Below are 13,331 nucleotides of genomic sequence, written 5' to 3' on the forward strand. Positions count from 1 at the left end.
CGCACCGGCCGCCGCCATGACCCCGCCCGCATGACCCTGCCCGCATGACCCTGCCCGCATGACCCTGCCCGCATGACCCCGCCCGCCAGCGATCTCACCGTGATGATCTCGGGCGGCTTCGCGCTCGCCTACGAGGCGGTGCGGCCGGACTTCGAGCGCGCGACGGGCCTGAAGGTCCGGACCCTGTCCGGCGCGTCGCAGGGGCAGGGGCCGCGCACCATCCGGCACCAGCTCGCGCACGGCGCCCAAGGATCCCGGCCTCAAGTCGACGTGGTGATCCTCTCGAACGAGGGGCTGCACGAGCTGGCGACGGAGGGCCGGATCGTCGAGGGCTCGGCCGTCGCACTCGCCACCGCGCCGCTCGCCGCCGCGGTGCGGGCAGGCACACCGCACCCGGACATCGCCACCCCCGCGGCGCTCGCCCGCGCCCTGGCGGCCGCCCGCCTCGTCGTGATGCCGGGCAGCACCAGCGGGCTGTTCATCCAGGACGTTGTGCTGCCGCGGCTCGGCGTCGCCGGGATCGTGCGCAAGCGGGTGTTCTCGCGCGGCACCGAATCCGCCGCCGCCCTCGCGGCGGGCGAGGCCGACCTCGCCCTCGGGCCGGTGAGCGAACTCGTCGACGTGCCGGGGATCGAGGTGGTGGGCGCGCTGCCCGACGAGGTCCAGCTCGTCCAGACCTTCACGGCGGCGATCGTCGCAGGGGCGAAGGCCCTCGAGCCGGCGAAGCGGCTGATCGCCCACCTCGCCTCAGATCGCGCCGCGGAGGCGATCAGGCGGACCGGCATGGAGCCGGTCGGGACGAAGTAGGGGGCCGCGCGACGCGCAGCCCCCATTTGTCAGGCGAGGGCGCCGCCCCACTTGTCGGCGTCGGGCGCCTTCTCCTTGTAGATCTTGCCGGTAGCGTCGACGTGGAGCTCGGTCCAGGCGCCGTCGCCCCGGCGCGCCAGCACCTCGACGTGCTTCGGCTTGCGCCGCGGCTCGCCCGTCGGCGTCCAGCCCGCCGCCGTCACGGCGGCGAGGGCGGCGGCGGGATCGACGGCTGCGTCGGATTTGCCCGGGTGATGCGGCTTCTTGTGGTGGATCTCCACCGGCGCACGGCCCGGGGCGGAGATCCGCGCGACCTTGATCTCCGACGGGCGGCGCTCGCCCTCGAGGGTCACGCGCAGGCCGGCGGCGAGGGGAAACGCCTCCGCCCCCTTGGGCCCGAGATCGGCGAGGTGGACCGCGCCGTCCGCCTCCAGGGTGAAGCGGTGCGCGAAGACGTGCTGGATCGTGCCCGAGAGGGCCGTGGTGTCGTGGTGCGGCATGATCTTCTCCGAAGAGCGCCCAACCGCAGGCGCAACCGGGAGATGGCGGGCGGTCACGGGCGGTTCAAGACCTGCCTTGCAGATCCTCCCCGCGCCCCGTCCGCCCGGGGGCCTGCCGAGGGGTCCGGTGGGCGCGGGGAGGATCGACCCGGTATCCGCAGGTCCGCGGCATCTTGCCCCTTCGGTCACGCCCGACGGGCGCGGGATTCCGGCCGCGACGGTGCGGACCGCTCGTCCGACGCCGAGCGAGGTCTTTTCTCATATTTGACAATCGTCTATCATAGGAGATGATCGCGGCCCGACCGGAGCCGCGCCATGCCACCACGCCTCACCCTCTCCCGCCTCGTGGGTCCCGCCCGATGATCGGCGCGGCCCTGCTCTGCCTCGTCGCGGGGGCGGCCCTGGTGGTCCAGAACGCCGTGATGGGGGCGATCGTGGCGCGCGGCACCGGCCTGACCGGGGCGCTGCTGTGCAACTCGCTGGTCGGGCTGTCGCTGCTCGGCCTGATCGAGGCCTGGCGCAGCGGCCCGGCCTTCCCGCTGCGCCTGGCGGAGCGGGCGGAGCCGTGGTTCCTGGTGCCGGGCTTGCTCGGCACGCTGGTCGTGGCCGCGAGCCTCTACGGCTACCGCCAGCAGGGCGCGACCGTCACGGTGGCGATGGTGGTGGCGGGCCAGCTCGCGGCGGGGATCGCCGGCGACGCGATGGGCCTGACCGGCCGCAAGGGCGGCCTCGGCCCGCAAACCCCTCTCGGTCCCGAGACCTGGATCGGGGCCGCGCTGCTGCTGGCGGGCGCGGTCCTGATCCTGCGGGGGCGGGGGGCTTGAACGCTCGGCGTCAGCCCCGCCCGCCCCGGGGCGCCTCGGCGGAGACGGCCGAGACGAGGCCGTCCGGCGCCGGCCCGGCGCCGAGCAGGTTGACGGCCACGTGGAGGCCGATGGCGGGTCCGAAGACCAGGGCCAGCATCAGAAGAAGCACGGTCACGACGCTGCGGTCGCGGCGGGGGGTGGCGGCGGCGCCGGAGCGGGCGCCCGTCGTCATCAGGGTCATGGCTCACCTCGTTCGACCGGCCGCATCGGCGCCGGTCGCGGGCGAGCCCGATCAGCGATCAGGCGCGGGTCACGCGAGGCGGCACCGAGGCGGCGCGGTCCGTCGACTACTGTCGCTGGGCATGGGGGATGAAGGATTCCGGTGATGCCGGACGCGGCCGACGAATCGATCGCGCACGAACCAGGGCCACATGCGTGCGAACCCCCGCCGCGTCAAGGGCCGGCACGCGCTTTTCGGGGCGCTTCTTCCCGCGGCGGGGCCCGGGACCACGGCCGCCCCCGGAACGCACAGCCCCTGCGCGCGAGAACCCTTTGTTCTCGCCGCATTTCTTTGCCACAAGCCGGGTATCCCCGCCGAGTGTCCCTGCCGGGCACCACGAGCCGGCGCGCCGCCGCCTCGAAGATCAGCCCGCCGAGACAGCCTGCCTGCCCTCCATGCCCGATCCCATTCTCTCCCCTTCCGACGACGCGGCCCCGATCCCGACCGGCGTGCCGGGCCTCGACTCGATCCTGGAGGGCGGCTTCGCGGCCAACCGCGCCCACCTGATCGAGGGCCGGCCGGGCTCGGGCAAGACGACGCTGGCGCTGCAATTCCTCCTCGACGGGGCGCGGCTCGGCGAGCGCTGCCTCTACATCACCCTGTCGGAGAGCCGGCGCGAGCTCGCCTCCGTCGCCGCCCGCCACGGCTGGTCGCTCGACGGCATCGAGATCTTCGAACTGGTGCCCCCCGAGCTCAGCCTCGACCCGCGCCAGCAGCAGAGCCTCGTCCACTCCTCCGACCTCGAGCTCGGCGAGACCGTGCGGCTCGCCATCGCGGAGATCGACCGGGTCAAGCCGCAGCGGGTGGTGTTCGACAGCCTGTCGGAGATCCGGCTGCTGTCGCAGGGCTCGCTGCGCTACCGCCGCCAGGTGCTGGCTCTGCGCAGCTACCTCCTCATCCACGACACCACCGCGCTCCTCCTCGACGACCTCACCGCCGAGCAGGACGACCTCAACCTGCACAGCCTCTGCCACGCGGTGATCCAGCTCGAGCAGCTCGCCCCCCTCTACGGCGGCGAGCGCCGGCGCCTGCGGGTGATCAAGATGCGCGGCACGCGCTTCCGCGGCGGCTACCACGACTTCGTCATCCGCCGCGGCGGCCTCGCGGTGTTCCCGCGCCTGGTCGCCGCCGAGCACGGCCACCCCTACGAGATCGACCGCCTCGGCAGCGGCAACCGGGGCCTCGACGCGCTGCTCGGCGGCGGGCTCGACCGGGGCACCAGCACGATGCTGCTCGGGCCCTCCGGCGTCGGAAAGTCCTCGACCGCGCTCGCCTACGTCACGGCGGCGCTGGCGCGCGGCGAGCGCGGGCTGATCCTGAGCTTCGACGAGACGACCGGGATCCTGATCCGCCGGGCCGCCGGCCTCGGCATGGACATGGCGGATGCGGTGGCGGACGGGCGCCTGCGGGTCGAGCAGATCGACCCGGCGGAGGTCTCGCCGGGCGAGCTCGCCGCGATGGTGCGCGACGCCGTCGAGCGCGAGGACGTGCGCCTCGTGCTGATCGACTCCCTCACCGGCTACCAGAGCGCGATGCCGGGCGAGCAGTACCTGCTGCTGCAGATGCACGAGATCCTGACCTACCTGAACCAGCAGGGCGTGACGACGCTGCTGGTGCTGGCCCAGCACGGGCTCGTCGGGCAGATGTCCGCCACGGTCGATCTCACCTACCTCAGCGACACCGTGGTGCTGTTCCGGTTCTTCGAGGCGGATGGCCACTTGCGCCGGGCGGTGTCGGTGGTCAAGAAGAGGGTGGGGCCGCACGAGGACACCATCCGGGAACTTCGGATCGACGCTGACGGTTTGCGTGTCGGCGAGCCGCTGGCGGGCTTCCGGGGCGTCCTGACGGGCGTGCCGAGCTACCACGGCGCGCCCGGCCGCCTGCTGGCCGAGCGTGCGCAATCGGAGCAGGACCGGCCGGCGACTCTCCCGGATCTGGATGGTGATGAGAGAGAGTGATCCCCCGGTCCTGATCCTCGCCCCCGCGGGCCGCGACGCCGCGGTGGCGGGCAGCATCCTCGACGAGGCGGGCCTGCGCTCGGAGATCTGCGCCGACCTGCCGGGCCTCGTCGCCCGGCTCGATGCGGGCAGCTGCGCCGTCCTGACCGAGGAGGCCCTGCGCGCCTCCGACCGGCACGGGCTCGCCGCCTACCTCGCCGGGCAGGAGCCGTGGTCGGACTATCCCTTCGTGCTGCTGACCCTGCGGGGCACCCCGCCGGACGCGCGCCTGATGGATTCCCTCGGCAACGTCACCCTGCTCGAGCGGCCGTTCCACCCCGCCACCCTGGTCACCGCGACCCGCTTCGCCGTGCGGGCGCGGCGGCGCCAGCGCGAGGCGGCGGCCTTCCTGCACGAGCGCCAGCAGACCGCCGAGCGCCAGGCCCTGCTGATCCGCGAGCTGCACCACCGGGTGAAGAACACGCTCGCCACCGTGCAGGCGCTGCTCGGCGCCTCGGCGCGGGGCGCCACCAGCGTCGACGAGTTCTACCAGGGCTTCTCGGCCCGGGTGATCTCGCTCGCCAAGACCCACAACCTCCTGACGGAGGATTACTGGCAGATGGCCTCGCTCCAGGAGATGCTGGAGAACGAGCTCGGCCCCTACAACGACGACGGGGGCAGGCGCATCGCCCTCGAAGGCCCGCATGTCGAGCTCACCGCCGACCTCGCGGTGCCGACCGGCATGGCGATCCACGAGCTGACCACCAACGCCGCCAAGCACGGCGCCCTCTCCGTGCCCGAGGGCCGCATCACCGTGGCCTGGGCCGTCGACCACGGCGAGACCGGCCGGCGCCTGCGCCTCGACTGGACCGAGCGCGGCGGCCCGCGCACCAAGGAGCCGACCCGCAAGGGGTTCGGGTCGACCCTGCTGCAGCGGGTGCTCACCATGCAGTGCGGCGCCGACATCCGCTTCGACTTCAAGCCGGCCGGCCTGCATTTCCGCATGGAGGCGCCGCTGGTCGAGCACCGGACGGTGCCGCATTACTGAGGGCTGGCTGGACCCGCCTGACAGGATCGACACCGGCCCTGTCCCTCCAGGATCCGCTGCGCGGCCCCGGAATGATCCCGAGGCCGTGCGATCGGCAGGGGCCGATCAGCCGGGCTCCGCACTCCGCGCCGCCCCCGGCAGCAACGCCGCCGCCACCGCCTCCGGGGTGGAGAACAGGTGGGCCGGCCCCGCCGCCGCCAGGGCCGCCGCCCGGGTGTAGCCCCAGGTCACCGCCCCGAAGGCGAGACCGGCCTGCGTCGCGGCGGCGTGGTCGCGCAACTCGTCGCCGAGGCACAGGATCCGCTCCGGGGGAACGCCGCTCGCCCGCGCCACCGCCCGGAACCGCCGCGCCTTGCCGAGCAGGGCCGCGCCGCAGGCGTAGCGGTCGATCAGGCCGGCATTCCCCGGCCCGAGCACCCGGCGCACCACGTCCTCGCGGTTCGAGCTGACGAGCGCCAGACCGAGGCCGCCGGCGCGCAGGCGGGAGAGCAGGACGGGGATGCCGGGGAAGGGCGCGAGGTCTCCGGCGTCGCGGGCAGCGAGGCCGCGCATGTGGCGGGCGATCAGCGGCAGCTTCCAGGCGGGCACGCCGAGATGCCGCAGCACCGCCTGCGCCTCCAGCGAGCGCAACAACTCGGCCTCGTGCGCGGCCGGCCGGCGGAAGCCGTAGCGGTCGGCGACGCCGGGGAGCACCCGGGTGAACCACGGGAAGGTGTCGGCGAGGGTGCCGTCGAAGTCGAGGATGACGAGCCGGTAGGGCGGACCGTTCCGGTCCGCGAGAAGACCGTTCCGGTCTGGACCGTCCGGGCTCGGCGTCCGGTCGGCTACCAGCACACGCGGGGCAGCCGGCGCTTCCAGCGCTGGCCGATGCGCAGGTCCTCGTCGCCGGTGCGGCGCTTCACCCGCGGGCGGATCTCGCCGGCCCGGGCCTCGCCGTCGTCGGCGGCCTGCGGCTCGGTCCCGGTCTTCGGAAGCTCGATCCGGTCCTGGGATCGGGGCGCGGCCGGCACGGTGATCGGGGTCTGGACCGGGGCCTCGTCGGGCCAGTCCTCGGGCCACACGAAGGCCGGGCGCGGGCCGGCGCTGCGGCGGGTCGCGGCCGGCGCGGCGGTGCGGTAGCGGCGGACCCGGGGCAGCTTGGGCTCGGGCTCGAACGTGTCTTCCGGCTCCGGCTCGGGCTCGGGCGGGGCGATCAGGCTCGGCAGGACGCGCTTGGCGGGCGCGGCGTCCTTGGCCGGCACCGCGTCCCGGGCAGGTCCGGCGTCCTTCGCGGCGGGAGCCTTGCCGAAGATCGGCGGGTCCGGCGGGTCGAAGCGGCCGGACTTGGTGGCGGCGGCGGCCTCCTCCAGGAGGCCGGTGCCGGCCCAGAGGTTGCGGCCGGGAGAGGAGGGCCGGGTCTCGGCTTCGGCCGCGACGGGCGCGCTCGCCGGGGGCTTCGAGAGACCTTCCGAGGGCTTGGAAAGCCCTGCCGGGGCCTTGGAAAGGCCTGCCGGAGGCTTGAAGAAGGCCTCTGCCGGATTCGCCGGTCCCGCCGTCGGCTTGAGGGCGGGGCGCTCGCTCTGGGGCCGCTCGCCGTCGGGCAGGGGGGAGGTGCGGCTGCGCTTGATCTCGACCGTGAATGACGGTCTCGCGCGGTGGCGCGTCATTGAATGTCCTGAAGCGATCTGTTCGGAATCAGTCGCCCGCGGCCATGCGCGCGGGCATGATCCTCACTTAGGATGGGTGACAGGGATTGTCCATGCCAAGAATTGATAAAGTCTCAACGGAGGTCACAGTGACGGCATCGGGATGGTCTCGTGCCCGCCAGAACAATGGCGGCGCGAGGTTTGACACAATCGTGTCCCAGTCGTCGCCCGAATCGCCGCACCGGCGGGAGGGCCGCGCGTGAACGTCTTCGTGCTCACCGGGGCAGGGATCTCGGCCGAGAGCGGGCTCGGCACCTTCCGCGATCCGGACGGGCTGTGGCGGCGGTTCGACCCGATGCGGCTCGCGACGCCCGAGGCCTTCGCGGCCGATCCCGAGGAGGTCCACGCCTTCTACAACCTGCGCCGGCAGGGGGTGCGGGAGGCCGTGCCCAACGCCGCCCACGCGGCGCTCGCGCGCCTGGAGGCGGGCCTCTCCGCCCGCGGCGGCCGGCTCCTCCTGTGCACCCAGAACGTCGACGACCTGCACGAGCGCGCCGGCACCCGGGAGGTCACCCACATGCATGGCGAGCTGATGCGGGCGCGCTGCACCGCCTGCGGGGCGGGCCGGCCCTGGGCGGAGGATCTGTCCGTCGACACCGCCTGCCCTTCCTGCGGGCGGCGGGGCGGGATGCGCCCGGACGTGGTCTGGTTCGGCGAGATGCCGCTCCACCTCGACCTCATCGCGCAGGCGCTCGACGATTCCGACCTGTTCGTCGCCATCGGCACCTCCGGGGCGGTCTACCCGGCGGCGGGCTTCGTGGCGCGGGCGCGGGGCGCCGGGATCCCGACCCACGAGATCAACCTCGCCCCCTCCGACACCGCCGGCCTGTTCGCGCACGCCACCTACGGCCCGGCGACGCGGGCGGTGCCGGACTTCGTCGACGATCTCCTGCGGCAGGTCGGAGGGGAAGTCGGCGGCGAAACCGGCGGCGAGGTCAACGGATCGACACCTTGATGTCGAGGTTGGTGGCCGAGCCGTCGGGGTTGATGAGCAGCACCCGGAAGGCGTCGAGTCCCTCGTAGCCCTCGGCGGCCTCGAAGGTCATCTTCAGGCCCTCGACCTTGCGGGCGTTGCAGGCGGCGAGCGACGACGAGGGAGCGTAGCGCGGGAACGAGGCCTCGGCCGAGAAGCGCACGCTGCCGTGCTTCGGCGGCTCGGCGAGGCGGGCCACCACCGGCCCCTGGACCGAGCAGTCCGGGAACAGGCTGGTGAAGAACCCGATCGCCCGGGCCTCGTTCATCGGCACGACCCGGAAGTAGGGCGTCGCCGGCAGCGCCGGGAAGCCGCCCGGGGCCTCGGGTTGCGCGGGGGCTGGGGCCGGCAGAGGGGCCGCCGGGACCGGGGCGGGCGCCGGCTGGGCCGGCGCGCCGGCGCAGGGCAGGGCGCCGAGGCCGGCGAGCGCCCCGGCCCAGGCGGCGCGCCGGTCCCGGCGCTTCGGTGATGGCGTCACGGGCGCTCCTTCCAGGTCTTCCTCGGGTCTATGTCCCCGGGTCTTCTTGCCCGGTCGTCCGCCCGGCGATCTCGCGGGTCGGCTCAGGGCGCGTAGGCGCTGGCGGCGGCCGGCAGCGTAGCGGGTGGGGCCGTGCGGGCGGCCAGCGGCCGCAGGCTCGGGCGCAGCCACGGCCCCTCGATGGCGAACCGCCCGCCCGCCCGCCCGTCGGGCCCGGGCTCGATCCGGGCCTCGGCGCCCAGGCGCCGCTCGGCGAGGAAGATCCGGCCGCCGAGGCTCGCGGCGAGCGCCGCGCCGCGCAGCTGGCCCTGGCCGATCTCGGCGACGCCGTCCCTCACCGTCAGGCTGACCCGGGCACGCTCAAAATGGGTGCGCCCGCCGCGGCGCAGGGCGGTGGCGGCGGTGTCGGGGCGCTGGGCGAGGTCGGCGAGGTTCACGCCCAAGATCTCGCCGCCCTCGACCGTGGCGGCGGCCCGGCCGGCGAGGCGCCCGACGAGGTCGGCGAGGCTCGATCCGGCGGCGTCGAGGGCGAGCGTTCCTTGCGCCCGGCCGAGGATCCAGCGCGGCCAGCCGAGATCGGCGAAGAGGCCACCGAGGTCGATCCGGTCGGCGCTGCCCTGGAGGCGGGCGTCGAGGCCGGCCGGCAGGGCTGCCAGCGCCGCCCGCCCCTTGACGGTGCCGCCCTGCACGGTGGCGCGCCCCAGCGTCGCCTCCACGGTGCCGTCGCGCACGAGGAGGCCGGCGGCGACGTCCTGCGCCTCCACCGGGCCGAGGCGGGCGGAAGCCGCCGACAGGCGCAGGTCGATGTCGCCGTAGGAGAGGTTGTCGAGGGCGAGCGGCGCCCGGCTCCAGGCGCCGCCGGGGCCCGGCTCGATCAGGAACGCCGCCTCGGGCACGAGGCCCGAGAGGTCGAGCCGCTCGGCCGCGAGCGTGCCGGTGAGGCTGAGCCGCCCGCGCACCAGGGCGGCGGCGCCCGCGCCCTCGAGCCGGCTGTCGCCGACCCGCACCCGGATCTCGGGCCATTCCACCCCGCCGGGGCGGGCGAGGAAGCGCCCGTCGAGGCTCACCGGGCCGGCGAGCGACGCGGGGCCGGGCGCGATCCCGAGCCAGGCCAGGGTGCCGGGCAGGGCAGGGGTGGAGAAGCGGCCCTGGCCGGACAGGCGCAAGCCCGGGGTCGCGGCGTCCTTGACCGACGCGTCCTTGAGGGCCTCCCTCGCCCAGGCCAGGCTGCCCTCGATCTCGGCGCTGCCCTCGATGCGGGCGTCGCTGCCGGCGACGCGCGCCTCCGCCCCGTTCCAGGTCAGGGCGGCGACGACCGGGGTCTCGGCCCCGGCCGCGAGCTCGCGCGGCCGCAGGCCCGACAGGGAAAGGGACGCCGGCACGCCGCGCCAGGTGAAGGCGGCGGAGAGGTCGAGCCCGGCGCTCTGGCGCGGCCAGCTCGCCACCAGGTCGAGGCCGGTGACGGTCTCGAGAGTCCCGGTGCGGGGATCGCGCAGGGAGAGCGTCGCGTCGACGAGGACGAGGCGGCGCAGGTGCCGGCCGCGGCCCGCGGCGACCCGCGCGGCGAGCCGAGACACCGGCTCGGCCCAGTCGCCGCCTTCGCTCGAAGGCGAGGCTCCCCCCGGCAAGGCTCCCCCCGGCAAGGCGATGCGGGCCCGCTCGAGGACGAGGCCGGTGGCGTCGGCCCGGCCGGCGAGGAGCCCGGCGAGGCCGAGCTGCACCTGCAGGCTCTCGCTCGCGACGAGGTCGTGGCCGCCGCGGCTGAGCCGCACCCCGGCGAAGGTCAGGCGCGGGACCGGCAGCAGCGTCAGGGTGGCGGGGCCGGCGACCGAGAGGCCGAGGCCGTAGCGCCGCGCCAGGTCCCGCTCGGCGAAGGCCGCCGCCCGCGGCGCCGCGATCGTCCAGGGCAGGGAGGCGCCCGCGAGCGCGAGCGCCGCGACGGCGGCACCGCTGAGGGCCAGGGTGGTTCGGCGCGACATCGCTCTCCGGCTGCCGGCGTGGACGAGAACGTAGACGAGAACTCCCGCGCCCCCCCGGGCCGCCGCCCCGGCCTCGTTGGACCTGCCGGCGCGGCATACGCCTTCCCCGGTCCCCTATAATCCCTCGCGCGCGGCTTGTCTCCCCGGCAGGATTTTCCCGCCGGCCGGGATTTTCCGCCCGCGGGGGTGCCCTTCCCGCAGCAGGGCATTTTCCTCGCGCCGCCCGGTGGTGCGGCGCCGCAACGATGCTAAACAGGGCGGCGAGGCGCCGCATCCGTGCGGGAACGAGGGCGAGCGAGCCCCGGCAGCGCCAATCATTTGGGGAAACGAGGGATGAAGAAGGTATACCCCGACGCCACCGCCGCCCTGGCGGGCGTCCTGCGGGACGGCATGACGATCATGGCCGGCGGCTTCGGCCTGTGCGGCATTCCCGACGTCCTCATCGACGCGGTGCGCGAGAGCGGCGCCAAGGACCTCACGGTCATCTCGAACAATGCCGGCATCGACGGCGTCGGCCTCGGCGTGCTGCTCGAGACGCGCCAGATCCGCAAGATGATCTCGTCCTACGTCGGCGAGAACAAGACCTTCGCCAAGCAGTACCTCGCCGGCGAGCTCGAGATCGAGTTCAACCCGCAGGGCACGCTGGCCGAGCGCATCCGCGCCGGCGGCGCCGGCGTCCCGGCCTTCTTCACCAAGACCGGCGTCGGCACCCTGATCGCCGAGGGCAAGGAGACCCGGGAGTTCGACGGCGAGACCTACGTGATGGAGCGCGGCCTGTTCGCCGACGTCTCGCTGGTCCACGCCTGGAAGGGCGACCACGAGGGCAACCTCGTCTACCGGAAGACCGCCCGCAACTTCAACCCGATGATGGCCTCGGCCTCGCGCATGACCATCGCGCAGGTCGAGCACCTGGTGCGCCCCGGCGAGATCGACCCCGACCACATCATCACCCCCGGCGTGTTCGTGAAGCGGATGATCCACGTCCCGAACGCGGAGAAGCGCATCGAGCAGCGCACCACCCGCAAGCGGCAAGAATCCAGCACCGGAGCCGCCCCCAACGCCGAGCCCGCGCCCGCCCCGACGGGCGGCGGCGCCATCTGAAACGAGCGAGAGAGGAGACGACCATGGCCTGGACCCGCGACCAGATGGCCGCCCGCGCCGCCCGCGAGCTCGAGGACGGCTTCTACGTCAATCTCGGCATCGGCATCCCGACGCTGGTGTCGAACTACATCCCCGACGGCATGTCGGTGCAGCTCCAGTCCGAGAACGGGATGCTCGGCATGGGGCCGTTCCCGTACGAGGGCGAGGAGGATCCCGACCTCATCAACGCCGGCAAGCAGACCATCACCGAGCTGCCGACCACGAGCTACTTCTCGTCGGCCGACTCCTTCGGGATGATCCGCGGCGGCCACATCGACCTGTCGATCCTCGGCGCGATGCAGGTGGCCCAGAACGGCGATCTCGCCAACTGGATGATCCCCGGCAAGATGGTGAAGGGGATGGGCGGCGCGATGGACCTCGTCGCCGGCGTCAAGAAGGTCGTCGTGGTGATGGAGCACGTCGCCAAGGGGAAGGACGGCTCGGAATCCCCGAAGCTGCTCGAGGCCTGCGACCTGCCGCTCACCGGCACCCACGTGGTCGACATGGTGATCACCGATCTCGGGGTGTTCACCATCGACAAGAAGGGCGACGGCGGCATGAGCCTGATCGAGCTCGCCGACGGCGTCACCGAGGAAGAGGTGCGGGCAAAGACGCAAGGGAACTATCGCGTCGCGCTGAAGAACGGCTGAGTCGGTCTTGATGTGAAGCACATTCCCCTCCCAGGCGATCCCGGGCTTGCCCGAGATCGCTCAAGCTTGTGGGGAGGGGAGGCGCTCTACTTTATTTGTTCGCGCTTTTCTGAAGCTGCATCAGTGCTGCCCCGGATACGCCGCGTCCAGCACGAACGGGTACGGCCCGTCGAAATCCTCGACATAGACCATGTGGCTCACGATGCCCGTCTCCGGCGTGTAGCGGTGGAGCAGGTAGGCCGGCGGCTCGAAGACGAGCGCGCCCTCGTGCTCCGGCGTCAGATCGAACGCGACCTGGTGGGTCACGCTCGGCGCGATCTGCGCGATCGTGCCGGCGTAGCGGGTCGTGATCGGCCGGTGGTGGTGACCGCACAGGATCCGCTCGATCGAGGTCTGAGCCCCGATCAGCCGCCGGAACTGCGCCTCGCCGTCGAGGAGCCGGATCTCGTCCATGTGGACGAGGCCGCACGCGAAGGGCGGGTGGTGCATGAACACCAGGGTCGGGCGGCCATCACCCTCGGCGAGCGCCCGCTCCAGGAAGCCGAGCCGCTCCGTGCAGAGCGCGCCGTGGCTCGCGCCCGCCACCAGCGTGTCGAGGGCGATCAGGCGGACCGGGTGATCCTCGACCGTGTACTGGACGAAGCCTTCCGTGGCGCCCGGCATCCAGGCGGCGGGCAGGGTTTCGCGCATGGTCTCGCGCCGGTCGTGGTTGCCGGGCACGGCGTAGACCGGCATCGGCAGCCGGGCGATGAGCCCGCGCAATTCCTCGTACTCTTCCACGAGGCCGCAATCGGTGAGGTCGCCGGAGATCAGCACTAGGTCGGGGCGGGGATCGAGGGCGAGGAGGTGGGCGACTGCCCGGGCGACCATCCGGTTGGTCTCGGAGACCCGGTAGGCCGGCAGCCCGCGGGGGCGCACGTGCAGGTCGGTGATCTGGGCGATGAGCATGGGGGCTGTCCGGTCGATCGTTTTTCAGGCGCGACGCCCTTTCCCGGACGACTGAAGCGTCAGCGGAAGGAGATCCGGGATCCAGCAGAAGAAGTGCCGC

At 73.6% G+C, this 13,331-nt stretch carries 14 protein-coding genes; 7 read left to right on the top strand and 7 right to left on the bottom strand.

Annotation, left to right across the window (positions count from 1 at the left end; translation table 11 throughout):
* The first annotated feature begins 72 nt into the window (after positions 1-72).
* Positions 73-807 carry a substrate-binding domain-containing protein gene (locus tag ACS5PV_RS22120; protein WP_455397498.1) on the top strand — a complete coding sequence of 245 codons (735 nt, stop codon included), beginning with the start codon at positions 73-75 and terminating at the stop codon, positions 805-807.
* Between the two features lie 29 nt (positions 808-836).
* Here the strand turns inward: ACS5PV_RS22120 and ACS5PV_RS22125 are convergent, their stop codons facing one another.
* Positions 837-1,307, bottom strand: coding sequence for a hypothetical protein (locus tag ACS5PV_RS22125; protein WP_455397499.1), 471 nt, complete (start codon positions 1,305-1,307; stop codon positions 837-839).
* 359 nt (positions 1,308-1,666) lie between these two features.
* Between ACS5PV_RS22125 and ACS5PV_RS22130 the strand changes: the two genes are divergently transcribed.
* The gene (locus ACS5PV_RS22130; RefSeq protein ID WP_455397500.1) at positions 1,667-2,131 is read left to right on the top strand and encodes a DMT family transporter; all 465 of its coding nucleotides are present in this window, start codon (positions 1,667-1,669) and stop codon (positions 2,129-2,131) included.
* Positions 2,132-2,141: 10 nt separating this feature from the next.
* Here ACS5PV_RS22130 and ACS5PV_RS22135 read toward each other — a convergent pair whose 3' ends face one another.
* Complete coding sequence (locus ACS5PV_RS22135) at positions 2,142-2,354, bottom strand: hypothetical protein (RefSeq protein WP_455397501.1); 213 nt, start codon at positions 2,352-2,354, stop codon at positions 2,142-2,144.
* 434 nt (positions 2,355-2,788) lie between these two features.
* On the opposite strand from ACS5PV_RS22135, the gene ACS5PV_RS22140 reads away from it, so the two are divergent.
* Positions 2,789-4,351, top strand: a complete 1,563-nt coding sequence (locus tag ACS5PV_RS22140) for an ATPase domain-containing protein (protein WP_455397502.1) — start codon at positions 2,789-2,791, stop codon at positions 4,349-4,351.
* Positions 4,338-5,378 (top strand): sensor histidine kinase, encoded by a 1,041-nt coding sequence (locus tag ACS5PV_RS22145; RefSeq protein WP_455397503.1) that lies wholly within the window; start codon positions 4,338-4,340, stop codon positions 5,376-5,378. Before ACS5PV_RS22140 ends, ACS5PV_RS22145 begins: the two co-directional genes overlap by 14 nt.
* A gap of 105 nt (positions 5,379-5,483) precedes the next feature.
* On the opposite strand, the gene ACS5PV_RS22150 is transcribed toward ACS5PV_RS22145, so the two are convergent.
* Together ACS5PV_RS22150 and ACS5PV_RS22155 are read right to left on the bottom strand one after the other, a co-directional pair.
* Positions 5,484-6,122, bottom strand: a complete 639-nt coding sequence (locus ACS5PV_RS22150) for an HAD hydrolase-like protein (RefSeq protein ID WP_455397610.1) — start codon at positions 6,120-6,122, stop codon at positions 5,484-5,486.
* 80 nt (positions 6,123-6,202) lie between these two features.
* Entirely contained in the window at positions 6,203-7,024 is an 822-nt protein-coding gene (locus ACS5PV_RS22155) for a hypothetical protein (protein ID WP_455397504.1), read from the bottom strand.
* Between the two features lie 238 nt (positions 7,025-7,262).
* Here ACS5PV_RS22155 and ACS5PV_RS22160 point away from each other — a divergent pair, with 238 nt between their 5' ends.
* Complete coding sequence (locus ACS5PV_RS22160; protein ID WP_455397505.1) at positions 7,263-8,018, top strand: NAD-dependent deacylase; 756 nt, start codon at positions 7,263-7,265, stop codon at positions 8,016-8,018.
* On the opposite strand, the gene ACS5PV_RS22165 is transcribed toward ACS5PV_RS22160, so the two are convergent.
* Together ACS5PV_RS22165 and ACS5PV_RS22170 are read right to left on the bottom strand one after the other, a co-directional pair.
* Positions 7,999-8,514: a hypothetical protein gene (locus ACS5PV_RS22165; protein ID WP_455397506.1), complete on the bottom strand. Its 516-nt coding sequence runs from the start codon at positions 8,512-8,514 to the stop codon at positions 7,999-8,001. The genes ACS5PV_RS22160 and ACS5PV_RS22165 overlap by 20 nt on opposite strands.
* An 83-nt stretch (positions 8,515-8,597) precedes the next feature.
* On the bottom strand, positions 8,598-10,493 hold the full coding sequence (locus ACS5PV_RS22170; RefSeq protein WP_455397507.1) for an AsmA family protein: 1,896 nt from the start codon (positions 10,491-10,493) through the stop codon (positions 8,598-8,600).
* Between the two features lie 333 nt (positions 10,494-10,826).
* On the opposite strand from ACS5PV_RS22170, the gene ACS5PV_RS22175 reads away from it, so the two are divergent.
* Entirely contained in the window at positions 10,827-11,594 is a 768-nt protein-coding gene (locus tag ACS5PV_RS22175; protein WP_455397508.1) for a CoA transferase subunit A, read from the top strand.
* 23 nt (positions 11,595-11,617) lie between these two features.
* Positions 11,618-12,283, top strand: coding sequence for a 3-oxoacid CoA-transferase subunit B (locus tag ACS5PV_RS22180; RefSeq protein WP_455397509.1), 666 nt, complete (start codon positions 11,618-11,620; stop codon positions 12,281-12,283).
* 120 nt (positions 12,284-12,403) lie between these two features.
* Here the strand turns inward: ACS5PV_RS22180 and ACS5PV_RS22185 are convergent, their stop codons facing one another.
* Entirely contained in the window at positions 12,404-13,231 is an 828-nt protein-coding gene (locus tag ACS5PV_RS22185) for a phosphodiesterase (protein ID WP_455397510.1), read from the bottom strand.
* Positions 13,232-13,331 lie beyond the last annotated feature (100 nt).

This window comes from Methylobacterium sp. Gmos1 (assembly GCF_053764715.1).